Annotated in this window: 18 protein-coding genes; 9 read left to right on the top strand and 9 right to left on the bottom strand. The window is 55.9% G+C overall.

Going from position 1 to position 26271, the window contains the following annotated elements; translation table 11 throughout:
- Positions 1-43: 43 nt before the first annotated feature.
- Complete coding sequence (locus PSR63_RS12150; RefSeq protein ID WP_274333659.1) at positions 44-1210, top strand: FG-GAP repeat domain-containing protein; 1167 nt, start codon at positions 44-46, stop codon at positions 1208-1210.
- Here PSR63_RS12150 and PSR63_RS12145 read toward each other — a convergent pair.
- The 3 genes from PSR63_RS12145 to PSR63_RS12135 are packed head-to-tail and all read right to left on the bottom strand — an operon-like array spanning position 1207 to position 5820.
- Positions 1207-4206 carry an LptA/OstA family protein gene (locus PSR63_RS12145; protein WP_274333658.1) on the bottom strand — a complete coding sequence of 1000 codons (3000 nt, stop codon included), beginning with the start codon at positions 4204-4206 and terminating at the stop codon, positions 1207-1209. The genes PSR63_RS12150 and PSR63_RS12145 overlap by 4 nt on opposite strands.
- A gap of 15 nt (positions 4207-4221) precedes the next feature.
- The gene (locus tag PSR63_RS12140; RefSeq protein WP_274333657.1) at positions 4222-4737 is read right to left on the bottom strand and encodes a KdsC family phosphatase; all 516 of its coding nucleotides are present in this window, start codon (positions 4735-4737) and stop codon (positions 4222-4224) included.
- Entirely contained in the window at positions 4738-5820 is a 1083-nt protein-coding gene (locus PSR63_RS12135; RefSeq protein ID WP_274333655.1) for a KpsF/GutQ family sugar-phosphate isomerase, read from the bottom strand.
- 386 nt (positions 5821-6206) lie between these two features.
- Between PSR63_RS12135 and PSR63_RS12130 the strand changes: the two genes are divergently transcribed.
- Complete coding sequence (locus PSR63_RS12130; protein WP_274333653.1) at positions 6207-8108, top strand: serine/threonine protein kinase; 1902 nt, start codon at positions 6207-6209, stop codon at positions 8106-8108.
- A 242-nt stretch (positions 8109-8350) separates the two neighbouring features.
- Positions 8351-9502, top strand: coding sequence for a GNAT family N-acetyltransferase (locus tag PSR63_RS12125; protein ID WP_274333651.1), 1152 nt, complete (start codon positions 8351-8353; stop codon positions 9500-9502).
- A 343-nt stretch (positions 9503-9845) separates the two neighbouring features.
- On the opposite strand, the gene PSR63_RS12120 is transcribed toward PSR63_RS12125, so the two are convergent.
- Both PSR63_RS12120 and PSR63_RS12115 read right to left on the bottom strand, forming a co-directional pair.
- Complete coding sequence (locus PSR63_RS12120) at positions 9846-11114, bottom strand: DUF1501 domain-containing protein (RefSeq protein ID WP_274333649.1); 1269 nt, start codon at positions 11112-11114, stop codon at positions 9846-9848.
- Positions 11115-11188: 74 nt separating this feature from the next.
- On the bottom strand, positions 11189-12859 hold the full coding sequence (locus PSR63_RS12115) for a DUF1549 domain-containing protein (RefSeq protein ID WP_274333647.1): 1671 nt from the start codon (positions 12857-12859) through the stop codon (positions 11189-11191).
- A 965-nt stretch (positions 12860-13824) separates the two neighbouring features.
- On the opposite strand from PSR63_RS12115, the gene PSR63_RS12110 reads away from it, so the two are divergent.
- The 5 genes from PSR63_RS12110 (at position 13825) to PSR63_RS12090 (ending at position 17440) form a co-directional block, all read left to right on the top strand.
- Complete coding sequence (locus PSR63_RS12110; RefSeq protein WP_274333646.1) at positions 13825-14463, top strand: RNA polymerase sigma factor; 639 nt, start codon at positions 13825-13827, stop codon at positions 14461-14463.
- Positions 14464-14620: 157 nt separating this feature from the next.
- Entirely contained in the window at positions 14621-15160 is a 540-nt protein-coding gene (locus tag PSR63_RS12105) for an anti-sigma factor family protein (RefSeq protein WP_274333644.1), read from the top strand.
- Positions 15150-16325: a hypothetical protein gene (locus PSR63_RS12100; protein ID WP_274333642.1), complete on the top strand. Its 1176-nt coding sequence runs from the start codon at positions 15150-15152 to the stop codon at positions 16323-16325. The genes PSR63_RS12105 and PSR63_RS12100 overlap by 11 nt, the downstream gene beginning before the upstream one ends.
- Before the next feature lie 34 nt (positions 16326-16359).
- Positions 16360-16824 carry a GNAT family N-acetyltransferase gene (locus PSR63_RS12095; RefSeq protein ID WP_274333641.1) on the top strand — a complete coding sequence of 155 codons (465 nt, stop codon included), beginning with the start codon at positions 16360-16362 and terminating at the stop codon, positions 16822-16824.
- A 130-nt stretch (positions 16825-16954) separates the two neighbouring features.
- Positions 16955-17440 carry a SecDF P1 head subdomain-containing protein gene (locus PSR63_RS12090; RefSeq protein ID WP_274333640.1) on the top strand — a complete coding sequence of 162 codons (486 nt, stop codon included), beginning with the start codon at positions 16955-16957 and terminating at the stop codon, positions 17438-17440.
- A 10-nt stretch (positions 17441-17450) separates the two neighbouring features.
- Here the strand turns inward: PSR63_RS12090 and PSR63_RS12085 are convergent, their stop codons facing one another.
- The 4 genes from PSR63_RS12085 to PSR63_RS12070 form a co-directional block, all read right to left on the bottom strand.
- Entirely contained in the window at positions 17451-18206 is a 756-nt protein-coding gene (locus PSR63_RS12085; RefSeq protein ID WP_274333638.1) for a hypothetical protein, read from the bottom strand.
- A 247-nt stretch (positions 18207-18453) separates the two neighbouring features.
- The gene (locus PSR63_RS12080) at positions 18454-22773 is read right to left on the bottom strand and encodes a DUF7133 domain-containing protein (protein WP_274333636.1); all 4320 of its coding nucleotides are present in this window, start codon (positions 22771-22773) and stop codon (positions 18454-18456) included.
- A 193-nt stretch (positions 22774-22966) separates the two neighbouring features.
- On the bottom strand, positions 22967-23398 hold the full coding sequence (locus tag PSR63_RS12075; RefSeq protein ID WP_274333635.1) for a YidH family protein: 432 nt from the start codon (positions 23396-23398) through the stop codon (positions 22967-22969).
- 52 nt (positions 23399-23450) lie between these two features.
- Entirely contained in the window at positions 23451-24608 is a 1158-nt protein-coding gene (locus PSR63_RS12070) for a fatty acid desaturase family protein (RefSeq protein WP_274333634.1), read from the bottom strand.
- Positions 24609-24992: 384 nt separating this feature from the next.
- Here PSR63_RS12070 and PSR63_RS12065 point away from each other — a divergent pair, with 384 nt between their 5' ends.
- Complete coding sequence (locus PSR63_RS12065; RefSeq protein WP_274333632.1) at positions 24993-26258, top strand: beta-ketoacyl-[acyl-carrier-protein] synthase family protein; 1266 nt, start codon at positions 24993-24995, stop codon at positions 26256-26258.
- Positions 26259-26271 lie beyond the last annotated feature (13 nt).

The raw sequence follows: 26271 nt of genomic DNA, 5'->3' as shown, positions 1-26271 counted from the left end.
ATCTTGCCAGTCTTCATCTCACCTTCCTCCTCGAGGTCTTATCATGCTCGCTCCGCGTTCGACTGCGATTGCCATCGTACTGTCACTCCTAGGCAGCTTAGGTGCCCAAGAACCTTGGAAGCGTCATACGATCGACAACACGTCGCGAGGTGCCGACGGCGTGCGACCCTTCGACGTCAACGGCGATGGCCTTACCGATCTGTGTACCGGCTGGGAAGAAGGAGGAGTGATCCGCGCCTATCTGCATCCGGGCCATGCGGCGGTAAAACAACCGTGGCCTGCCGTGACGGTCGGTAACGTGAAAAGCCCCGAAGATGCCGTCTTCATGGACATCAACGGTGATGGAGCGGTGGACGTCGTCTCTTCGTGCGAAGGACGTCAGCAAACGGTCTTCGTGCACATCGCTCCTAAGAATCCCGAAGACTATCTTGAAGAGAGTGCCTGGAAGACCGAACCGATCGCCGCTTCCGAGAATCAATCCCGCTGGATGTTCGCGTTGCCTTGGCAGACGAAGAAGGAGAAGCCGCTCGAACTGATCGCTGGCTCGAAATCACCCAACGGGGCCGTAGGCATCTTTCGACAGGACGATCCCAACACTTGGAGTTGGAAGAAACTGACCGATGCCGGCTGGATCATGTCACTGATGACCGAAGATATGAATCAGGATGGCCATGCCGATCTTCTGTACAGCGATCGGAAAGGAAAGCGGCGGGGCGTTTACTGGATCGATCGTGCTGGCGATCCACAATCGACTGCCCCCAAACTCATCGGAGGAACCGACCATGAAGTGATGTTCCTCGACTCGGCTGACCTTGATCAAGACGGATTCCGTGACGTCGTGTGCTCAACCTATGGCGATACGATCCTGTGGTTCCGCCGCACGAGCAATGTTCCGGTCTTCGCGCAAATCGAAATCCCCATGCCTCCCAACACAGGAACTGGCAAATCGGTCAGAGTCGCGGACGTCGATCTTGATGGGCACAACGATCTCGTCATCAGCTGCGGCAACGCCGGCAAGAAGCATGGCGTGATGTGGATGCAGAAGAGAGAAGGGGAGTGGGTCGCCCAGCCGATCAGCGGCGTAAAGGAAGGCATCAAGTTCGACTTGTTGCAACTGATCGATCTCGATGGTGATGGCGATCAGGATGTGCTGACCTGCGAAGAGCGCGACAACCTGGGTGTGATCTGGTACGAGAATCCGGCCCGTTAGCGCAGGCCTGGTATTTTCGGAATGTTGACGTCGTTCGGTCTGACGCCAGAAACGTCGATCGATTTGCCGTCGTCGACTTGGAACTTTCTGGTTTCTGGCCAGTACTGAATCTTCCCGGCAGTCAGTGTCTGCCGCGATCCGCCAATCCGCTGCTGATGAATCAGTTGTGCGGCGTTGCGTCCGTTACCGGTCATCGTCAGCAGGTGTTTTTCGGTTGAGTAACTGATGCGGTCTGCCCAGGCACTGAACATTTTGCCTTGGACTTCGCTGTTCCCCATCGCCAGGATCTCGCTTCCACTCAGCCCTGACTGCTTATCGTGCTGGACGACCGTTAGTTGATCGCAGCGGAGGGTGACATCACTGGCATTCATTGCGGACGGGTTCTGCAAGTCAATCTCGTCGTCCCACGACTTGACCGGGCCGTAGTAAGCACGATCGACCTTGTGGAAGTTAACCTCTTTGCGATGCACATTGCCGCTCACGTGGCTCACAAAGTCGACACGCAAAAAGGTGAGCTGCTTTTCGCCCGGCGGTTTTGGGGAAGTCGGTTGTCCAGGGATATTCGTCGTGGGACTTCCCATCATGACCGTTTTGGCAGTACCAGGACCTTGGGCTTGGATATCGCCAGTCTCTTGATTGATGGCCAGCGTTTTTCCTTCAAACTGATCCACCGACTTGAGTACGCCTAGTTCGACGTTGCGATTGTAAAGCTGCACGCCGCCGGTACATTCCACGCGTTTGGCGCTCAATGCTTTGTTCGCATTGGTATCGGTAAAGCTGATCGGCCGATTCAACGTGATCGTCAGGCGAGCCGTGTTCAGATGGCTTTGGCGACCCTGAATTTTAACCGCTCGATCGAAGGTAATCTGATCGTGCTGGGCCTGGAGCCCTCCTTGCCACTGAACGTTGAAGTACTCCGGCACCGCCAGCTTGCGTCCCTGGAAATCACGATCCAATGGAAACTCAAGCGTACCAGGGCCATCGGTCCAGATGCGTCCTTGCAGTTGATTCACGCGTAGTCGACCACTTCGCATGATCAAACCTCGCCCTGATACAACCGCCGGTTCACCAGTGACATGGATCTCGGCATTGTTGTCGGCCGCGTTGAGCAGCTGAACTACGTTGCCACGCACCATGAAGGGATCGATCAGGCCTTCCCCTTCCGGCATCTCGGCCATCTGGACTTGTCCGGATATCTGAGCCGAATCGAGGTGCGACTTCTGTCCATCGAAGCGAACGACCAGTTGAATGGTTTCGCCTGAGAGCCGGAACCGCGTTGGCTTTTCTTCCGAATTCTGCTGTTGGGCTAGTGGCGGCTGCGCTGGTGCATTACCAGGTGGTGCTCCGGGAGCAGGTCCCGTTGGCAGCTTGCCAGGCTCATTGCCTGGCACCAATTGTGGCTCGTCGAATTGAAACCATGTCTTGATTTCATTCGCGCGTCCCACAAGCTGGGGCGTATCGATCGAAATGCGTCCGATCCCATGAAGTCGGCTAGGAATGAGCTTTTGTTTCTTCTCACCTGGCGGGGTCACATCCTGTAGGAAGACGAATAACTTATCGCCGGAGATCTGTCCCTTTTTGTCGCCTGAGACCGTGGCATTTCCTTCAACGGCAACCGCGTACTCACCGTTTTGGGGTTCGATACGAAACTGCTCCTGCCAAGAGAGACGACTCAGTTCGCTAGGGTCTTTGTCGTTCAGGTTTCCCGTAAACACCCCTGGGCCAGCCGACCACACGCGCCCCAGGTGACTTGGATTGTCTCCCAGTTCGTACATCAGGTGAGGCGACTCGCAGCGATACTTGTCCTTAGTCAGGATGGCGGTCGGGCTGCCTTTGACTTCGATCCGCTTCTTGATGAGGTCATAAATCAGCTGACCACCTTCGGCATTGGCCGAAACGCTGGTGGCCGACAACCGAAACGGACTTCCCACGGCGACCAGTCGTTGCATTTTCAGCTTCGCCGATGGTTTGTCTGAAGAATCTTCATCAGAGTCCGTTTTTGGTTCCGCAGACTCCGCGGGATCTTCTTTCTGGAAGTGAACTTCCAGGAGGTCGGCTTCCAATTGATCGGTCACACCGGAAGCGACCAGACGGCGGACCTGCACTTGATCGCGAAAGGTTGCCACGCGATGCGAACCATCGAAGACGAAAGGCCCCAGGCAGCGGATCTCGACCGGTGCCGAAGCATACATCTGGCTCGACTGTTCCCGCATACCTGGCATCTCGGCCGCGTTGCCCAGCAGTCCGCGGCCTTCGGTCGAAAGGACAATCCGATCGACGTGAACCAGTTCCAGAACCGAAAGGCCAGAGATGTTTGGGCCCTTCTGCTGACCGCGATTGGGACCTTCCTCGAATTGAGCGATCAGGTGGCGTCCACTTCCCTGGTGCTTACCCATTTGGAACTGAACGTCTTTTTTGGTTTCGATCCGGTTAGATGCCAACATGACGTCCGAGGTCAGAACGTTCAACGGCTCGTGATTTCCATCGGCGCTCTTACGCGTGATCTGCACGTTGCCTAGCAATTGGCCACCAACCAAGTCACCTATTTTGCCGAAGGCCAGGTTCAGTTCCGAGAACTGCAGGATCGCCTTTTCCGCATTGAGAATGACGACCGGTTTGTCCCACTTCTCTTGTTCGACATCGGTTTCAAACGCGATGATCGTCAGGGGTTCCAGTTCCAGACGATTCTCACCCACTTCGCGAAAGTCTTTCATCAAGAGCATGATGTTATTGCTCTCGAGAACCTTCGTTGAACCAAGTTGCCAGCTGCGTGGCGAGAAGTAGAGGGCCAGTCTTTGTTTCTGTTGGCCTAGAAAGCCAACCGTTGGAACAACATCGGTGTCGTCGGGCGTAATTGTCGGTTCGATCCACGGAACGAACGTCATCTGATAGCCGACAGCGATGGCTACCATCACGCCAAACACGACCGCTACGCGCACGGCTTGCCCGATGAGCGTTGGTGGTTGCCACGTGTCTTGTTGAATGGCTGCCGTCAAAGTTTGCTTCCGTACTTAATACGTGTGGATGATGTCGTTCCAGACTTTCTTCGCTTTAAGGATGACCTCGATCACCTCGCGAATCGCGCCCTTGCCGCCCGGAGTCTTAGTGACATAGTCGGCTGCTTCTTTTACTTCGTCTACTGCGTCGGCAACCGCGATCCCCAGGCCTGCCAGGCGGATCGCACCGAGATCGATCAAGTCGTCTCCAACGAATGCCAGTTGTTCCGGCTCAAGATTGAACTTCTTGAGCACCTCTTGAGCCACAGTCCCTTTGTCCACAATTCCCTGCCGGACGATGTCCAGGCTCAATTCTTGAGCCCGTAGACGTACGACCTGCGAGTTTCGTCCCGTGATCAAACCGCATTTGAAGCCGGCCTGACGCCATAGCTTGAAGCCAAGTCCGTCCCGGATATGGAACTTCTTCGACTCGACGCCTTCGTTGTTCAGTATCACTCCGCCGTCGGTCAGCACGCCGTCGACATCGGTCAACAACAGCTCGACTGCCTGACATCGCTGTTCCAGATTCATCTACGCCCCTCGCTTGTCTTGGTTCGGATATCGGATCTTCAGCGTGGGCCTTGTCGCTGGTTCCTCTTCAGTTTCACTGGGAACCTGACCCACCATATCCGTCACATCCAACATACCAAGTGGACGCCCGTGGGCATCGATCACCGGTAATTCGCTGATCTTTTCGTTCGCCAGACGACTGAGTGCCGCTTGAAAGCGGGTACCGGCTGTCGTTGTCTTGGGCTGCGTCGTCATGACCGTGGCAATCGATGCATTGATATCAACAACGTCATCCCGCTCGAACAAGCGCGCCAGATCGCTATCGGTGAAGATGCCTGACAACCGCCCTTCGGCATCGATCAACATGACGGCGCCGGTACGTCGTCCATTCACGCGAACCTTCTGAAAGACTTCCCGAATCGAGAGTTGGTCGGATGCCACGCGGCACTGTGCCAGCGGACGCATCTTCTCTTCCACGAAGGCCAACTTGCGTCCCAGGCTTCCACCGGGGTGGTAGCGGGCAAAGTCTTCGGGGCGAAAGCCACGATGTTCGCTAACCGTGATTGCCAGTGCGTCTCCTAGGGCGAGCATGGCCGCGGTGCTGGCAGTTGGGGCGAGGTTGAGCGGACATGCTTCGGTGATGCCGCCTAGCTCCAGCACGACGGAGGCCGCCTTGCCGAGTGTGTTTTCTGCCGAGGAAGTCATCGCGATGAGCGTCGCGCCGAGGCCTCGCAAAATGGGCAACAGGCGGACGACTTCTTCCGTTTCGCCACTTTGCGAAAGCATGAGCACGATGTCGTGTTGCGTTACCCGGCCAAGATCGCCGTGGATTGCTTCGGCCGGATGGAGGAAATGACTGCGCGTGCCGGTCGAGGCCAACGTTGCCGCCAGCTTCGTGCCGACGTGACCTGCCTTGCCGATCCCGCTGACGATCACATCGCCGCGGCAGTTTAGGATCATCTCGACCGCGCTGGCAAAACGATCGTCAAGCGTTTGGGCGACGCGCAGCATGACGTCGGCTTCGTGCCGAATGGCGGCTTGCCCTTGCTCGATCCATCGGTCTCGAGGCGCGACGATCTCGTCCTTGCGAATGGGAGAACTCATGACACGTGTCTTCCTTGACTTGGTCATCGGTACCGTGGCCTGGGTCTACGGAGAGGACCCAAGCGGGGCGATTCTACGGCTTTTCTTGAAATGCCTCAACAGAAACCATGCGGGACGATTTTGACTCATATTGAGACAAGTCGTCTCAGATCGACAGCACGTAAGAAATATTAGTCAAGTTTGATGTCAAATATTTTACGGTAATAAGTATATTGAAAGTAACAGTTTATATCGAATCATGCGGTCGTCCGGGCAGTTTGTTCGAATCTGGCTTGGGGTTTGCAGTGTTTAACCTTTTGGCAGAAGAGGCGAACTACTCGCTGTCCGCGCGCGTCGAATAGATTGCGACCCCCCTCGCATGCCTAACCGATTTGAGGGAACGATCGATGATAGAGCTTTCCAAGTTAGGTCCATTTGCCCTGGAGAACCGCCTCGGCAATGACCCAGATAGCCATGTATTTCATGGCTTCCATCTCAAGCAAAAACGCCAAGCGGTCGTTTGCATTCTGCCTGAACGATACGCCGAGAATCCCCGAGCACGGCAACGTCTCGAAAAGCGAAGCCGCCAGTTGCAGAAACTGAATCACCCGAACATCGTGCGCTATCACGGCGCGGGGATTGATCAGGGAATTCCGTTCTTTGCTCTCGACTTTGTCGACGGCATCAGCCTTCAGCAATATCTTGAAGAGCATGGTCCACTTCCGTGGGAAACCGTGGTGGAAATCGGTCTGCAGGTATGTGCCGCATTGGCCGCCGCCCATCACATGAACATTCACCACTTGGATGTTCGACCCGCTCATATTCTGCTGTCCGGTGCAGGTCTGACCGATCCGCGTAAGCCGCTTACCGTCCAACTCACCAGTTTCTGGGCCGATCCGCGCTGGCGACGTTCGTCGCTGCTGCTGTTCCCGAAAGATCGCCAACAGTATCTTTCGCCTGAGCAGTTTGAAGATCCCCAATACGTCGACGATGCCACCGACATCTTCTCGTTGGGATGCGTCTTCTACGAGATGATCACCGGCAAGTTACCCTTCAATCCGCTCGCCTCCGGCGAAGAACGCTGGAAGCTTCCAGAGCGGCCTGCCTCGCTCGAACTCGATTGTCCTGTTTGGCTCGACCGCGTCATCATGCGCATGATCGAGGTCATGCCGGATCGTCGTCCGCCTGATATCGACTCGGTCGCTGCTGGGCTACGCGAATCACAAGACGCCGTTGCTCGCGGTATGAGCGCGATCGAACATGCTTTGGTTGGCAATAACGGCCGCGAGAGCATTATCGATATCGGCATCGACCGCAGTGAAGCTGAAAAGTTGCTTCATAAGCCCAAGTCGTACGAACGCGGTTCGTTCTTCAACAGTAAGATCTTCCTGGGTCTGGCATTGATTGTCGTGATCGCTGCGTTGGTCTGGCTGTTGCGGCCACTCAACGATCAGGAACTCCACGCACGAGCCGAACCTTTGATGCTCACCGACGACACTACCAAGTGGCGCGAAGCGGAGAGTAACTACATTCAGCCTCTTCTAGAGCGTTATCCCAATAGCGAATACGCCGACGAGGCGCAGAATTGGCTCGACATGATCCAGATGGAACGAGCCGAGGCTCGTTTGGCGATTAGCCTGCGTATGGGTCGCGAGTTCCGCAGCGACGCCGAACGTCGCCTGGCAAATGCTCGGGGCTTGGAAGAAGCCGGCAATCACCTGGGAGCATGGCATCAATACGACATGATCCTGGAAGAACTGCCGGAGACAGTGGACAACCGTCCCTACCATCTGATCGCCAAGCGAGAGATCCATCGGCTGCAACACTTGCGAGTCACCGGTAAGGTGCAGAACTCGTCGCTCAATGACTTCGTCCTTCAGGCCGAAGAGATGACGGTTTCTGGCGACGTGCGAAAGGGTCGCGAGATCTTCCGTCGAATCGTCTCGCTTTATCAAGAGTCGCCCGATGGGGCTGGAGCGGTTGAACTTGCGAAAAGCGAGCTTGCCAAGCCCATCTCGATGCCTTCAAGCCGAGAAGCGACGGTGGCCAAGCCGAAAGTTGCCTTGGAAACCGACAAGCAGCAGGAAGTTCGCAAACCTGATTTGAATGCGACCGAAGCCCCAACTGAAGCAGGACCAGCCACTCCGGCTGAGACCAAGGCTTCCGAGGAAGCGGAAGCTTCGACCAGCGAAATCGACCTCTCGGAAACTGCCTCGCCCGAGGCTGGCCCGGTCGAAGAAGCACCAGTGAAACGTGCTCCGCTATTCCCAGTCAATCCAGGCTTCTCGGGCGATTCAACGGAATTTTAAGCGTAAAAGCGGCCAATCCATAATTCCCAGGCAAAGGCCTGTCGAAAGCTGATTTCGGCAGGCCTTTGGCTTTTTAATGGCTGTGCCGATTCTAACGGCGCATGCCACCCTCTGACGTGGTGATTAGCGTAACCATCTGGCGGCCCCGATCCGTTTCTCGGCATAGGTTTCAAGTGAGCCAATTTACGTTCCGTTAGCGGATCGTCTGCCGCTATCCGCCCCCACGTTAGGACAGAGTTGGAATGCTTCGCGTTTTGGAAATCAACGAGACCCAGGACCTTTCTTACGTTCGATGCAACTGGCATCGATTGTGGGAATCGACGCCGGGCGCGACATTCTTTCAAACGCTCGAATGGTTGCAGATCTATTGGAAGCACTTCGGCGAAGGCAAACTTCTGCGCGTTCTGTTGGTCCTCGACGGACAACGCCTGGTAGGTGTTGTTCCCCTCGTCGTCGTCAAAGAACCGACGCGTCTGGGCAAAGTACGTGTGCTGACGTACCCGCTTGCCGATTGGGGTACCCACTTCAGCGTGCTGGCCGAGAACCCTCAGCAGACCTTGGGCCGTGCTCTGCAGCACATCCAAGAGACGCCGCGCAATTGGGATATGATCGATCTCCGTTGGCTTGCTGAAGAAGACCTGGAGCTCAACCTGACAAGCGACGCGATGGCCGAAGCGGGTTACTCGCCCAACCCAGGAGTCTGGAAGGAAACGGTCTTCATCGACTTTGAAGGGACCTGGGATGACTACCTGCGATCGCGTAGCCCAAAGCTACGCAGCGACATTCGCCGAAAACTGAAGAAGTTCGATCTGACCGGACGCGTCCAACTGGAACGATATCGACCGCAGGGGAAAGCGGCAGGCGATTGCAATCCTCGCTGGGACCTTTACGAACAAGCAACATCGATCGCAGAAAAGAGCTGGCAGGGCCACTCCACAACCGGCACCACGATTTCGCATCGTCCGATTCGCCGTTACATCAAAGACTGTCATGTTGCCGCGACAGAACTAGGCATGCTCGATCTGGCTATGCTCTACCTCGACGGCAACCCCATCGGCTTCTGCTACAACTATTGCTCAGGCGGTCATGTCTTCGGATTGCGTCGTGGTGATGCGCCCGAAGCACGCGAGCACGGACTCGGGACAGCGCTGACAGCCATCCTCATCCGCGATAGTTTCCAGCGCGGCGACAAGTCGCTCGACATGGGACCAGGCTCCTTCGAGGCCAAGCGCCGATGGATGACACGCATCGCCACCGTCGGCCGAATGACTCACTATCCGATGATGGCTCCTCGAGCCCAGATTCTTCGCCTGAAACATTGGCTTCAGACCTGTCGCGACCGAAAGAACGGTCGTCTACGAACAGCCTTGGAAGAGAAGCAAGGTCCTGCTTAAGCTAGCAACACTTCTTTAGATTTGCTGACGGAAGTTATCGAGATTTCGTAATTGCTCGCAACGTAATTAGTAGCGTACGAATCATCCAGAAAGATCGATTCATCTCTTTGATGTCGATCATCTCTCAAGAAACGAAACACGGCCGAAAGTCTTTACTACCACGAGGTAATCAGGGGCTTTCGACCGTCGCGCTTCGTTGGTTTATATGCCAGAGAAGTTTTCTTTTCGCCTGGCGTGTTCTTCCAGAGAGTGCACTCTGGAAGATTGATTTGCTTGGTTATTAATGTGTTCGCAGTGAGGCATCGAAATTAATCCCGGTCTGCGAAAAAACTTTCACCTTTTTCTAGGCGATCAATTCCTTAATAACCTTACCGCCATTGGCGATCTTCATTGGACGTCCGCTCTTGCTGGTGAACGTGGTATCGAGCGAGATACCCATTGCACGGCAAACGGTGGCCATCAGGTCTTCCGAGCTGTATGGTTCGGTTTCAACGCGAGTACCATCCGAGCTGGTTTCACCAACCGCAATGCCGCCGTTGATACCACCACCACCGACCACGGTGCTCCAGCTGCGAGCCCAGTGATCACGACCGGTATTACCGTTGATGCGTGGCGTTCGGCTGAATTCACCCATCCAAACAATCGTGGTGCTTTCCAGCAGACCACGTTGCTTCAGGTCGGTGACCAAAGCACTCATCGCACGATCAAGCACAGGCAGCTTGTTATCGGCCAACGTGTTGAAGATGTTCTGGTGGTTATCCCAACCGCCGAGGTCAACTTCGATAAACGGAACGCCAGCTTCAACCAGACGGCGAGCGAGCAAGCAACCACGACCGAAGCCATCTTGACCGTACAACTCTTTCATTTCTTCTGGTTCTTCGTTGACCTTGAAGGCCTTCATCTGATCGCTGGTCATCAGCTTGACGGTCTTATCCAGGATCTTAGCGTGATCCATGGCAGCCGGACCGCGGTTTTGATTGACGAAGCCACCTTCGATCAACCGCAGCATTTCCAGGCGGCTTTGCAGGGTTTCATTGCCCCAGCCCTTCATGCCCAGGTTACGAACCTGACCACTGCTGCTAACAGTGAAAGGAGCCCAGGACATACCCAGGAAACCTGGACCGACGCTACCACCACCGACGGAAACGAATGGTGGAATTTCCAATTCGTTGTGGTCGCTGGCCAGTTCGTGAGCGATCACCGAACCGTAGCTAGGATGTTCGATATTTGGGTTCGGCACATAACCGGTGTGCATGTAGTAACGGCCACGACCGTGATCCGCTTCGCGGGTGCTCATCGAGCGAACGACCGAAAGGTTATCCATGACCTTGGCGGTCATTGGCATGTGTTCGCTGATCTGCAGATCACCCTTGGTGCTGATCGGACGGAAAGGACCACCCGTGTTCGTACCTGGCTTAAGATCCCAGATATCCATCGTGCTCGGACCACCACCCATCCAAAGCATGATGCAGCTCTTGCCACGCTTCTTCAACTCTTGTGCGTTAGCCTGAATAGCACTTCCCATCATCAGCGATGGAGCGATCATGGCGGATGCACCAGCCATGTGCGACATGAAGTGACGTCGGGTCATCCCCTGTGGAGCAAAACTCATATTGAAGTTCCTTACTTGATGCGCCCGACGACTCGGGCCAGCGATTTGTTACTGGGTAGGAGTACGTCGACAGATTAGTGATTCAAAATAAACTCGTTGCTGTTCAGGAGAGCCCAGAAGACATCTTGCATGGCCTTGGCCATGTCTCCCTTGTGAACACCAATGAGGTAGTTGGCAGCTTGCAGCTCGTTTCGCGTTGGGCGTCGAGCAACGGTTGCCATGTACAAGTGATTGATTGCTTCTTTACCGTCGCGACCTTCGGCGGCCATGCGGTGGATGAAGCTACCTTGTTTCGTGCTAACGGCGTCCATGACCAAGTCGCCATTGAACATCATCAGAGCCTGAGGAATGGTACCGTTGAAGGTCGTCGCTTCGTCCCCTTCATCGGTTCCGAAGGCGGTGACGAACTGTCGCATCCATTCACTCTTCTTCTTTTCTTGAGCTTCGTAGTTGCCGCGAGTCTTGTGGGCCTCGGTGGCAACGAGCAGCGACTCGTACAACTGTTCGGCCTGCATCTGACGCAGGTAGAAGTGGCTGAACTTCGGTGGCTCGCCGACCGTCGGATCGTCCAGGGCGTTGGCCTTGGTGATGCGGCTGGAGAGACCATAAGCTTCGCTCAGCGTAATCCAACGAATCAGATCCTTCAGGTTGAAGCTGTTGTTACGAACTTCCTCGCCCAAGTAGCTGACCAATTCTGGATGCGTTGGGCGATTGTGTGGACCCATGTCATCGACAGGCTTGGTGAAGCCGTAACCGAGGAAGTGACCCCAGTACCGGTTGGCAATCGCTTCAGGCAGGTTTTCGGAATCGACGATGAACTTCGCGAGTTCGTCACGACGATTGACCTCCGAAACGCGACCACTGGTCGGAATCTTCTGACCATCCAGGAATTCTGGATAAGCGACCTTCAACAGGCCGTTACGCAGTTCGTAGTAAATTTCAGCATTGTTGATGTTGCGGCCTTCACCCATGAAGTCGACGTTGTTGAGCGTCATCGCTCGCATGTTGTCGTCGCCACCGACAGGCATCTGACCACGTTGGGCACGCGTTTGACGGAAGAAGGCGTTCATGTTCCAGAACTTTTCCTGCTTCCATTCGTTGAACGGATGGTTGTGGCACTGGGTGCACTGAACCTGCATACCGAGGAAGATCTGGGCCGTCTTAGCGGTCGCCTGAACACCATCTTCGGCCAGTTTGTCCATATAGAAGTTGACAGCACCATTAAAGTTGGGCATGCCAGGCGTGTTGGCACCGGTCGCGGTCACCAACTCTTTGACCATTTGGTCGTATGGCTTGTTTCGAGCAAAGCTGTCACGCAGATACTTCTGCATCCCCGGACGGCTGATCTGCGAGTTGTTGTCAGTACCGCCGTTACGACCAATCAGGACGTTGGTCCAAATGGTGGTCCAGTTGCGGGCATACTCTTCAGCGTACTTCTCGTCGAAGAGCAGCTTGTCGACCAGGTTCTTCTTTTTGTCCTTGCCGCGATCTCGCTGGAACTCATTCAGCTCTTCGACCGAAGGGACACGTCCCAGCACGTCGAGAAACAAGCGACGGGCCCAAACGGTATCAATCTCTTCGGGAGATGGCGAAATTCCATAGTCTTCCCAGCCGAGACGAATCTTCTCGTTGATCGTAGCAACCTGAGGGATGCCGTAATCTTCAGCTTTATCAGCAGCACTCAAGCCCGCGGTCATTGCGAGCACGACGCCGAACGTAACGGGAAGAAATTGCCAGCGCGACATGGGGATACCTCTCTACGACTAAAAATGGACGGCGAAAAGCCCTCGTGCATAACGAGTTAGGTCTGTCCATTGTGAGCTACTATCGTGACTAGACATTGCGATAATGCCGTAACTCAACCTGGATAAACGAGCTTGTACTATGAATGTACTCGGGGATTTTCCGGAATCGGAAGGATTTCTGCGAGTTTTTCCCCGCTAGCGGACAAGGTGCGGGACTACTCATCTATTCTACGAAATTCGAGTAGATTATTCCGACTTACAAAAACGGTGTTTTTTTATCCTGAATTTTGCTTTTTCGATTTGGTATCGCATTTCGCAGCACCTACACCCCCACGCGGGGCGTATCAGAATTGCACACTGCTCAATTTTGCAACGCGCAAAATAAAACAGGCGAGTCGTCTCTGTTAAACGAACTCGCCTGCTCTATTAGGGATGGAAGGGGGAGATCCTTCCAACTCAAGCCTCTTATCATCCTTTCGGAACGACTTTAACCCAGTGCCTCTAAAGGATTAAAGTCTAAAACCGGAGTGCCTCTTCTTAAAACCGGCCCCTGTTATCAAGGATCCTCTTCTCTGTTCCGACCCTGTCTCAGTTTCCGTTAGGATGCTAGACGTATATGCAACAGGCGTGCCAAAAGAAAATACTTACTCCGTTTTAGTTGAGAGTATGGCCGTAACTACAAAAAATACCCGCCAACCCTTTCATGCAGGCAACCAATCCCATTTCCATCTTGCTCCCCACTCTTTCGAGGGTGCTGCAGAACCTTAACACGCGATCGGGGTTTCTTTGATTGCGCCCCAGGATGAATGCTCCTTGTGATGAAAAATCCGACGCGGACGCGACTCACAGCAGCTTGGTTAGGGATCAGGCTGCTAGTTTTTGCCGAAGCCAATCCCTAGACTGAATTTCAAGGCGCTGCTGCTCCTTGGATTGTCCTTGTCACGTCGGCTCGCGGAGAAGATGTTTTGTCGATTTCGGAATCGACTGCCCGAAGATACGAACTGCAAGATCCGGATGTCCGGCTCATGCTGTTGGTGCGCGATGACGACGCGGCTGCGTTCGAAGAGCTGATGCTCCGATACCAGCGCCGGGTCGTCACCGTTCTGGAACATTTGGTGAGTAAGCGGGATCTAGCCGAAGACCTGGCTCAGGATGTCTTTATGCGCGTTTATCGCTCGCGAAAGACGTACGTGCCCGGCTCGCGGTTCTCGACGTGGCTTTTCACCATCGTGAACAACGTCGCCAGCAACGCTCGCCGTAGTCTGGCTCGCCGCAAGGAAGTCCAGGTCACCAACCCGGCCGAGCAGTCTGGCAGCCAGCCGGCTGACCCGATGGAGCGAATTGCCACCGCGGCCAGCGGAATGATGCCTACCCGGCAACTCGATAAGTCAGAAATGGGATCGATCGTCCGTCAGGCTGTCGAATCCCTCAACGAGCGGCAACGGATGGCCGTGCTGCTCTCGAAGTTTGAAGAGATGAGCTATGCCGACATCGCGGAGACCATGGGCATGTCGGTCCAAGCGATTAAGTCGTTGTTGTCCCGTGCCCGGGCCAACCTGAAAGAAGCCCTGCAACCCTACCTACAAGAAGGAACCGTCCCCTAAGCATCCTGTTTTGACAATACTCCTGTCCCCTTTCCCTTCCCAAGGGTGAGAGTTGAGAAGCGAGCACCAGGTTCGCCTCTCAACCTAACCCTCTCCCCCGAGGGGAGAGGCGACCGGAGATAATCACACAAAGGAATATTTAGTGGATCAAGCGGGTATGCCCCGCGAATCTAGCGACGTAGCCATGACCGATCCCACTGCACATCCCGATGCGAAGACCGAAATGGACGAGCTTTTGGCCGCCTATCTCGACAACGAGCTGACCGAGACGGAACGCTCGCTCGTTGAGACGCGCCTGGCCGAGGACGAAACGTTCCGTAGCCGGCTCGACGAACTCGATCGCGCTTGGGATATGCTTGACGCGCTTCCCAAAGCAGATCTCGACGACGAGAAATTCGTCCGCACCACGGTGGAGATGATCACGGTTGCCGCTTCGCAAGAAATTCAACAATTCGAGCAACAGCGCAAACGCACTGCCATTGTTCGCCAGGTGGGCATCGCCTTGGGAATTGTCGCCCTGGTGGGAATGGGCTACATGCTCACCCAGTGGCGGCTCAATCGCCCCGATCGCGTTCTCGTCGAGAACCTGCCGGTCATCGAACATGTCGACGAGCTGGAACGCGTCGACAATATCGAGTTTCTGGAAGCCCTGCGGAAAGAAGGCCTTTTCACGGGAGAGACCAGCGATGCATCGTAACGCCATCACCGCGATCACCGTCCTCGCTCTTGTGCTAGTGACGGCCCTGCTCGGTCACTCCCAGGAATCGTCCTCCGAGCGTATCGCCCGTATCGAATCGATGTCGGCCGCCGACAAGTCAGAACTGCGCCTGAAGCTGGAACGCTTCGAGAAGCTTTCCACGGAAGAACGCAACCGGCGAATCGCCCTAAACGAGGCACTCGACGAGCATACCGAAGGAGACCAACTCCGCGAGGTGATGCACCGCTATTACGACTGGCTGAAAACGATCAGCTCGGTCGAGCGTCTAAAACTGCAAGAGCTGCCGCCGGAAGAGCGGATCACGGAAATCAAACGCATCATCGCGGCGCAAGAGCGAAAAGAATTTGAAGAACTCACCCGCTACGCGTTTCGCGACATTAAACCCAAGCGGGAAGACTTCCAAGCCATTCGAACTTGGTTCGATCAGTGGCTCAACGCCCATAAAGAAGAAATCCTGGCCAACGAGCCAAAGCTTTACGAACGTATTCCTTGGCTGAAAGATCGCTTGGAAGATGCCTCGGACGATCGAAAGCTGTTCGTCATCTGGGTTTGGATGTTCCGTGTCCCGGATGTGAAAGCCATCATGCCGTCGGACGAAGACTTTCAGCAGTTAGCCGCGAAACTCGACAAAGAGACCCAAGAGAAACTCCAGTCGGAACCAGCCGATCGACAGCGAGGACTTCTCGGTGCACTCATGCAGGCCGCCGTCTTCTCGCACTTCCAAAACCGCGTGGACGACGACGAACTCCAGAAGTTCTACCGCAAGCTGCCTGAGAAACGTCAGGCCGAATTGGCCGCGCTTCCGCCCGAGCGATTCGACTCGGAACTGCGCCGCGAATACATGCGGGAAAACGGTACCCGCTTCTTTGGTGGACGTCCGCCAGGGCCTCCCTGGGACCGAGACGATCGAGATGGTCGCCGCGGTGGCGATGATCGCCGAGGAGACGGTCGCGGGGCGGACGACCGTGGACCAGATGGCCGCGGCCCTGAAGGGCGTGGACCAGGAGGCCCTCCTGGCATGCGTGGCGATCGAGGCCCACGTCCTCAGGAATTCGAGGGTCCGCCGCCGATGCGTGATGGCGAATTCGGACCTCGACCGCAGCGGCCAGCCGATCCGGCCCCCAAGCCCCTGGACGAAGCGTAGTCACTTCAAGCGATGGTCGAATTGCAGTTCGCTTATGGCATCCTCTCCTGACTCTTCCTGGGTCATCCAATGCGAATCAGCAAGCGATTCTCCGGACGTCGATCAAGTCAACACTTGGCTTCGGGAATTCAACTGGAGTGCCAACCAATCGTTCATGGAACGCTTCACCCATGACGCCGATTTCGCTCAACCGCTGATCCTCTTGGCACGCAATCACGATCAACTTGTAGGCGGATTGATAGCCGAGCATGTGTTGGCCTGGCTGAGAATCTCGATCATGGCGGTCGACCCGACGTATCGCGGCCGAGGCGTGGGAACGAGCCTGTTGCTCGACGCCGAGCTGCGTGCACGTGAAATGGGCTGCCAGTACCTCTACGCCGACACGATGCAGTATCAGGCACCGCAGTTCTACACCAATCGCGGATTCCAGATCGTCGGGCAAATCCCCGACTGGGACTCGCACGGGCATACGAAGTTCTTCTTGACAAAAGAACTGTAGTATCACAGCACCGCGCTGGTGGTCCATCGATTTTGATCGTTTCAGCTTTTATGGCAACATTGAGCTCTGTCACGCGAATAAGCTATGGCAACCTTGATTTGAAATCCGAACCCTCGGTGGGAGCTCCATCATGAGAACCATGGCCAGCACAACGCCAATTCTCGTCGCCATGTTACTCGCCACGACAGGCTGCTACTTTTCCGGTAGCGCCAAGTTAATCCGGGTGCCCAAAGGTGCCGTGATCGAGATCTACGAAGTGGTGCCGACCCAAGCAAACAATACAAAGCCTGCCGCCGAACCCGTCACCGGCAATCCGATTCATCTGCTCACGCCACCGCTGATCGTGACCAGCGATATCGACACGATTGGCCTGGATGTTAATCGCGATCAGCCTGACCAGCCGATGCTCATGATCAATCTGACCACCGGCGGGGCCCAGAAGATGCTTGCCGCTACGACGAATCCGACGGCCAGCCACTTAGCACTGATCGTCAACGGGCAAGTCGTTTCGGTACCCAAGATCGTCACGCCGATCCAAGGGTCGATGGTCGTTACCGGCGGACGGGGTAAGAATGCCGCGTTCGACAATGCCTGCCAGGTGTTCGCCGGCAAGTGACGGAGAACGTTCAATAATAGAACCGCACCTGGGGAAAGCTCTGCTTGAAACGTTCGCCGGCGGTGTGACTGATTTTGTGATACACGCGTAGGCGTTCCAAATTTTCGCCAGGGGCTGCGTGCCGTAGATACTCGTCGGTGATCTTCGCACCCTGAAACTTCAGCGAGGTCAAATAGCTGCTACCCACCAGTTGCTGAAAGCTCCATTGGTTGACAAACGTGTCGTAGACGTAGAGCCGCGAAAGCCGCTGCATCTCGGCCGGAAACACCAGGTTGCCGCTGTCTTCCAACACGCAGTCACTGATGCGAACGTAGTACAGACGATTGAGCGAACCCAACTCCGACAGGCTGGCCCCTTCAAAATTGCAGCGACTAAAGTACAGGCGTTCCAACGACGTTAGATGCTTGAGAAACGCGAGGTTGCCTTCAGGAAACTGGCAGTCTTCCAGCGACAGCCGAGTCAGGTCCGAAAGCTTTCCCATCTGCCGCACGCTGGCCTGCGTCAGTTTGCCGCTGTGGATCTCGAGTTCTACCAATCGCGGAAGATCCGCCACTGCAGCCAGTTCCTCGGGGCCTGGCTCGAACAATTCCAGCTCGCAGTAGACACCCGCGATCGACTCCCACATCCGCAGATCGTGCCCCTTAACACGCATCAGCGAGATCGCTTCTTGCTGTTTGTCAAACGGCGACGGATCGCCGGCGAAGGCTACAGAACCTCCGCTGACGACCGTGCAGATCACAATGAATCGAGAGAAGAAGAGAGACATCGCTCAGGCCTTTGGTTTGCGAAAAGCACGCCAGAAAGGGCCGGCCAGAACGTAGTGGGGTGGCCGGTCGATGTCTTTTTGTTATGACGCTTGTGGCGAAACGCTTCAAGAAGAATTTTGCCACAGAGAATAGAGTGATCACCGATTCCACAGAGGGGCATGAATAAACTACAAGAGCCATCGACATTACCGATGGCTCTTGCGAAGGTTGGATCCGAGAGATTTCTCTCGCTGGGTAACTGCTTTCCTACTTGGTGCCGGCCTTCGAAGCCAGGCTTTCCAGGTAGGTCACCAGGTCGGCCAGTTCCTGAACGGTCACCTCGTTGGCCAAACCGGTCGGCATGATCGAGATGTCGTCTTTCTTCTGGCCGAGGATCTCGTCTGGGTTCAGCGTGATCTCGTTCCCCTGGTTGTCGCGGATAACGATCTTCTCGGGGCCTTCGAAGGTGATGAAACCTGACAGCAATCGACCGTCTTCCATCTGGAAGATGTTCGTCACGAAGCCTTGGGCCAATGACTTGCTCGGCAGCACGACCGCTTCGGTCAGCTGATCTCGCTTGTAGGTCTTGGCAACCTGCGGCAGGTAAGGGCCGCGTGGGGCTTCGTTTGGATCGACCGTGTGGCACTTGTTACAGGTCAGCTTGGCGAAGAGCTGTTCGCCACGAGCCTTGTCCCCCTTCATGCCGACGACCATCTTGATGACCTCGGCCGGATCGATGGTAGCAACCTTCGGACCGGTCGGCTTATTCATTTGGGCATTCAGCTGCCAGGCATCGGCAACCTTGCCAGCGGCCGAAGCGACCTCGGCGTTCTTGCTGTCGAGCAACCCGCGAACCTTATCTTCCAGCTGGCGATCGTTGACGATCAACGCTGCGGCGAGCAGCTGCGGCTGGCGTGCTGGATCGTTCCAGCCGGCTTCCAGCGAGCCGGTCACGGTGCTTTCCACCTCGGGCGAAAGCTTCTTCTGCTGCGACAAGGTCAACAGACCGGCTTCGGCCCAAACGGCATCGCCGGTGGTTGGCGTCTTGGCCAGACCTTCCAGCACACCAATCTGGCGGCTGAGTTGGTTCTTGTCCTGGAAGCCACTGAAAGACTTCTTGAACGCGGCACCACCCGCATCGGCTGCGTGCAGCTTGGTAAGCCCTGCCAGAGCGGCCTTGACGGTATCGGCGTCGGTGCTGCGGAGCAGGGCAATAACGGCCTGACCGCGAACTTCCGCTTCGGACCCTTCGGCAGTCGCAGTGGACTTTAGAAGCCCGATCGCTTCGCTGGGCAGTTCATTCGAGGTGGCAATCATATTGACCGCCGCGGCGGCAAACTTCGGATCGCCGGCTGCTTTCTCCAAAGCCAGGCGCAGCGTGCCATCCAGCTCGATGCGGTGACGCTGCAGCTGTGTGAGCAGGAAGCCGGACTCTTGGCTATCGGCCGAGGCCAACGTGGTGCGAAGCACGCCACCGATCTTGTCGGACAGCTCCCACTTCTCGGGCTGATAGTAAGGACCCCGCGTATCGGGACGGGTACCCCAGCTATTGCCTTTCCACTCGCCGTCAACGAAGTAGAGACGGCATAGTGCTGTCAGCAGTCCTTGGCGACGATTGGCATCGTCTTCCTTGGCCAGCCGCTGGATCAGCCCGTCGACAACTTCCGGCTTGTGGATTCGCTGCAGGGCGAACAAGGCGAATTGGCGTTTACGCTGGCTGGCGTTTTCGTCATCGACGACGCCAAACAGAAGATCACTCGCTTCCATACTGGCCAGCCCACGGAAGGCCGTATGGCGGAGAACGGGGTCTTCGCTGTCCAGCAGATCAGCCATGCTGCTAGTAGGTTCGACTTCGGAGATCTTCGACAAACGCGTTAGAGCGTTGATCGCCTCCAATTGAACCAGAGGAGGCATATTGACTAGGAACTCCGTCGCCATCACTTGAGCATACTTCACGATGTCTTCGCGGCGGCGCAGAATGGCTCGATCCGTGGATGCACGGATGATCGTGCGGATGCCGTCCACATTGTTCTGCAATTCCATGGTTCCAGCGATTTCCCCGAAGATGGCGATTTTTTCGCGGTCTTCATCCTTTACGCCCTGGAATAGCAGATATTCCACAGCAATCATTGCCTCAGGGGAACTGATCTTTAAGAATCGAATCTTCTGCAGCGTTTCGTCATCTAGCCCGCGTGCCAGCAGCTCGCGCTGAGCCGCCAAACGGCGCCGGTGGCTATCGGACTGAATTAGTTCCAACAGCATATCCGTGTCCGCTTCCCGGAGATTCGGCATCGGCTTTGCCTGATACCCCTTCGGCTTCACCTGCACGAGGTAGCCGACATCTTCGCCGTTGTACTTGAAGGTCGCACCCTTCCAGCTCGCGGCGTAGATGTTGCTGTTGGCGTCGACATCCAGGTCAGTCACGCGAGGCATGCCCAGGAACTCTTCCTGGTTAACCTCGAAGGTCGCTCCCTTGCGTTCGGGGTTGTGGCGATAGATCCAGCTGCGGCCCCAGTCAGCCGTGTACAGAGCGCTGCCGTAACCTTCAGGGAAGCCTGGTTCGTCCATGTACAACGCACCACAACCGGAACCACCGCCGTAGTCGGCCAGCGGTTGGACGATCTCTTCACCAAAGTTCATGTACAAGCGTGGGTAGCCGTGGTCTTCCAGACCGCTGAAGTGGTGCAGGCGAATGTCCCAGCCGCCGCCGTCATTCGTGTTGTCACGTGTGAAGGCGTTCATCAGTGGGTCGACCGCCACTTCCAGAATGTTACGCGTGCCGTAGCTGTACATCTCCATGTTCGAGCCATCAGGACGAACCCGCAGCACGCCGCCGCCGCGACATTGCAGCTTTCGGCCATCGGCCCCTTCAGCTTCCATGAAACCGAAGTCACCGATTGCACAGTACAACCAACCATCGATCCCTAGCGTGACGCCGTTGGACGTATGGTCGGCCGGGCGATCCTTGAACGTGAAGGCCAGGTTCTTAATCAAAATCTCTTGCTTGTCGCTACGACCGTCGCCGTCTTCATCGATGAACGCACTCAGGTGCGGCGGATGCAAGACATAAAGCCGATCACGATCCCACACGATACCGCGGGGCGAGTCGACATCGGGCACAAACAGCTTCACTTCGTCGGCCTTACCGTCGCCGTCGGTGTCTCGCAGGCGATGGATGGCTCCACGCTTCAGTTCGCGATCGAGTGAACCGTTCTTATCAACCGAAACGTAGACATCCCCTTCCGGCGAAGCGGCCACAAAGACCGGATAGTTCACTGCAGGAGGCGCCGCAAAGATCGTTTTCTCGAACCCTTCCGGCAGTTTCACTTCGGCCAGCTTCTGAGCGTCTTCGTCTTCTTTGACTTTCTCGGGAGCAACTTCGACCAGCTCTTTACCGAGCAAACGAAGCTCGCGAATCGAAGCCCAGCCGCCATGCTTGCTGTTCAAAGCATTCACGCGGATATAACGGAAGCCGCCAGAGACGAATTCAAAGTCGTGCTTGTTGTCGTCCTTCTTCGACTGGTCGACGATCGTCATCCAGGTCTTGCCGTCGGCACTGCCGTCGATCGTGTACTGGTAGACGCCCCCTTCCGATTCCCAATCGATTTGAGCGCCGCGAAGTTCCTTCGGTTCGCCCAGGTCGACTTCCAACCACTGGGGATAGTTTGCCCCACTGGCACACCAGCGAGTTCCCTTGTCACCATCGAAAGCGTTCTTGGCGAAGTTGTTCTTGCCGGTCTCTTCGCTCGAAGCCTTGGCCGGTTTACCCTGGGCCAGGTTCACGGGAACCAGCTTCGGAGCGGAATCCACAGGCTTCAGGTATTCATCGCTCAGCTTGTCGCACGCCCACAGCGTGCCGCGGGTCAGCATGTTCAGGAAGGTATCGGCTTCCATCGTTTCGTTGTGATGACCAAGCGTCGTACCAAAGACCTTGGCGTCGCCATATTGGTTAGTCCAAATGCAGGCGTGTTCGTCCCCTTGGTTCTTTTCCTTGGAAGCACCCAAGACGTGCGTGTTCTCCCAGACCTTGGCGATGTGGTAAAGCTCGCCTTGCGGGTTCGCCCACGCGGGGCCGAAGCCTTCCATGATCGGATGCTGTGCGTCGTAGTTGTAAACAGCATGTGGGTAGTGGGCCCCATGGCGATGCGAGGTGACACCACAGAACTTGAACCACTGATCGGTTCCGTCCCGGTAGCAGTGCATCGCACAGTGAATGACGACACCTGGAAGGCCTTCCTGGTGCGGCTTCAAAACACGAGCGGTCCACGCCGGATCTTTCACCGCGGCGAAGCACTCGTTGTGAAGGACGATGTCGTACCCCTCGGCCCAGTTTGGGTTCTGATAGAGCGGAATCTTGGTATCGGTGGTGCTGCCCCCTTCGTGAACGACCGTCACTTCAATATGGGCACGGGCTTCGAGCCCTTCTTTGATGATGTTCTTCTGCGTCTGGTAGTCGTGGCAGCAACCACCGGTCACCAATAGCGCCTTAATCGGCTTCGGAGCATCGGCCGCCAAAAGCGTGGCTGGCAACAGGCAAAGGGTGACCACAGACAAAACGCGGGCAAAAAGCGAGCGGGGGGATGTCATCTAGGAAAAACCTACTTGCTTTAGAAGTTTTCAGGGGGAGGAAAAGTGGGGAGAGGGTCCACGTTTACTATAGTTCATGCCGCCTCAATCGGAACCCACGCGATCGCGAAGATACCACGTGAGATTGAGATAATTCTCTCAATTTCAGCCGAAAACGAGGTAATCTGACGTGTTGGCTTCCCTCTTTCACGACTCAGGAACCGGACGACACGCCCGTGTGGATCGGCTCGCCGGTAAAGACACTCAGAAGCAAGTAGATTGCTAGTGCCAACCCCAAGAGAGTTACCACAGCCGATACCCAGACGGCCAGGTGCATGCTGTAGCTATTGGGGCGCTGCTGGAGGGTCATCTCGCGAATGAAGCCGGTGTGCTGCCAGGCCGATACTCCAATGAGCGTCGCCCCCAGCAGGACGAAACCAATACCGATCAACGAAGAGAACAGCGGCGGACTGATATCGGCCCCCGGATGACGGAGCATCTCGAGAAAGAGTCCAAAGCGGGCCACCAGAAAGCCAACGCCAATCACGGCAAGCCCGGTACGAAGCCACGCGAGCATGGTGCGTTCGGCGGCAAAGAACACGCGAGGATCCGACGGCGGCAACGGCTTTGATTCTTCGTCATTCATGATGAAGAACGATTCTTACGGGTATTGCCCGAAACTTCAATCATGAAGACGCCTAAGCCGACTTCGCCATTTCGCTGTGGCCGTTCGTAGGTTGTTCGGCGCTGATCGATTCCGCGGGTTTCGCTGGCTCAACCTGACGATTGATCAGCCGGCCACAACGCTTCCACAAGTCGAGAAACGCGTGCGTGAAGGAGGTCTCGTTGGTCCGGTGATACGGCGAACCTTCCGGGAGTCGCTCGATCAAGCGGCGGTGAGCCTCAGGCATCGCGTGGTATGGCAGCGATGGGAACATGTGGTGCAGGGCATGGAAACGCGTTCCGATGGGTGCCCAGATTTGGGTGATCCACTTGTTGCCAGGGAAATTGACCGAATCCAACAGTTGTTCCAGGAAGGTCATTTCGCCGACATGATTGTGCCAACGATGAGCGACCAGCGTTCGCAGTGCGTTCAAGGTCAACACGAAGACGCCGGTGCAGTAGGCCTGAATCAACAGCGGGTAAGGGTAACCACCGACGGTGAGCGCTCCGATCAGAATGCCCAGGCACCAGAGGAAGCACAAACCTTCTTGCAGGCGAATCAATCGCATCGCCTTCTTGGTCGGTAGCGGACGCAGGTACTTCGGATCGATCACCATCGACGACGCATGCTGAAACGCCCAGTCGCGGAAACGCGGGCTGACCCAGGTCAGCGGCGTGAGGATCAGGAAGCGGAAGACGGCCAAAAGCGGAACGACGAAACTGGAAGCCAAAAAGGCAAAGATCTGCCAGCGACCTTCGTATTCGATTGGAAGGTACTCGCCATCCATGTCGGTGCCGTAATGTTTGCGGCGGTGATGGTCGAGGTGCGTATAATAGACGAACGACGGCATCAGAAACGGAACGCCTACCAGCAGATTCCAAGCGACGCGAAACGCCGTGAACGTGCCGGTGCGAAGATGGACCAGTTCGTGGATAAACATGGCCAATCGGTAGAACAGGCAGCTACTGATGACGAAGAACACGCCTTGTTGCCAGCTGAACAGTTCGGTTTGACGAACCATCCGAAAGCAAACCATCGCGACCGAGAAGCTCACCAGGAAGTCGGTCCAATAGATCCAAGGCTTCGGTTGGAACAAGTCGCCAATTGATTTTCGGGCCTCGGCCATCGAGAAATCGTCGGACTTATTACAGTGCAAAGGAGCTTGCAGTGATTTGTCGGAGGTGTCGCTCATGGCTGTATCGAGTCGTTGCCGGGTGTGCGGTTTCGGGAAATCCGTCCATGATTCGGGATTACTTCCTATGCATCAAAATCGGCTGTGGCGATGGGGCGGGTTCCGCCAATTATTCAGGCCCGGTCAAGTTTCCGGCGGAAGGAGGGTAAAGGGTGACGATTACATCAACCCAGAGATGCCAGTACCAATAGCTTAAGCTTAATTTGTGGTAAACTAACTACCCACCCTTCCAAGATGGTATTTTCTGCCTAAATTATCGACATTGCCGTAAAATTTCGCAAATGGTGAATTTGTCGTTGTCAGGTCGATCTAGGGAAGGGCGGAGCCTACCGATATAACAACAGTCAATCTTTCGCGATCGCTTCAGGAAAGCCAAGCTAACGGATGCAGTCCCAAGTCGAAGTCGTTATTACTGGTAATGGGGTAGTGAGCCCCATCGGAATTGGCAACGAAGCCGTCTGGGAAAGTCTCATGGCTGGCAAGTCTGGGATTGCGCCCCTTTCCGTCTTCACCATGCCGGACTATCCGGTCACCTTCGGCGGTGAGCTTAAAGACTTCGAGGGCAAGAAGTACGTCAAGCCTCGCAAAGCGCTCAAGGTGATGTGCCGCGAGATCCAAACCGGATTTGCTGCGGCTGCCCTGGCGATGGATCAAGCCGGACTGGAACCAGGCAGCATCGATCCAGAACGTCTCGGTGTCGTCTATGGCAGCGAGATGATGTACAGCGACTTCGAGGACCTGCGAGCCGCGTACGATCAGTGCATTGAAGAGGGTTGGTACCAGCACGATCGCTGGGGCCCCTCGGCAATGAGCGAAACGAACCCGCTCTGGATGCTGAAGTACTTGCCCAACATGCCGGCCTGCCATGTCGGTATCTACTACGACGGTCGCGGCCACAACAATACGATCTGCCTGGAAGAAGCCAGCGCGATCAACGCCATCAGCGAAGCATTGGCTCACCTGCGTCGCGGGACGATGGACTGCATGATCGCCGGAGCGACGGGCTCGCGTTTGAATTTGAACGTGCTTCTATACCGTAGCGACACGCTCCTATCGCACCGCAACGAAGAACCCGAGAAGGCCTCGCGCCCATTTGAAAAGGATCGCGACGGGTCGGTTAGCAGTGAAGCTGCGGCCGCACTAGTTCTTGAGACACGTGAGAAAGCGGAAGCACGCGGGGCGAATATTCTCGGTAAAGTCCTTGGTGCGTCTTCGACATTTGGTCGCGTCACCGCGGAAGCTCCTGTTTCTCCCACAGCGGTCAGTAGCTGCATCGCCGCTACGTTGCGCGACGCTGGCATCACCAAGGATGACCTGGCATGCATCGTCTCTCACGGCTCTGGTAATATCGCCGACGACCCGCTGGAAGCTGAAGGCATCAAGGCCGCGCTACCTGGCGTTCCAGTTGCGGCACTCAAAAGCTACTACGGCAACAGCGGTTCCGCCTCGGGAGCCCTCGATGCAGCAGTGGCTGTTTTGGCGCTGCAGCACGGTAAGGTTCCAGCAACGCTGAATTACGATACGCCTGACCCCGCGTGTGATATTCCAGTCATTCATGGGCAGCCGCTGGACATCGAGAAGCCGGCGATTCTGATTCTCAGCCACACACGCAAAGGGCAGTGTGCGGCGATGGTCGTCGCCAAGGCGTAGTTGGTAGATTCAA

Origin of the sequence: Bremerella sp. P1 (assembly GCF_028748185.1) — a bacterium.
GTDB lineage: Bacteria > Planctomycetota > Planctomycetia > Pirellulales > Pirellulaceae > Bremerella.
Note: the sequence above shows the minus strand (reverse complement) of the source record. Positions and strands in the feature narration are given on the sequence as shown.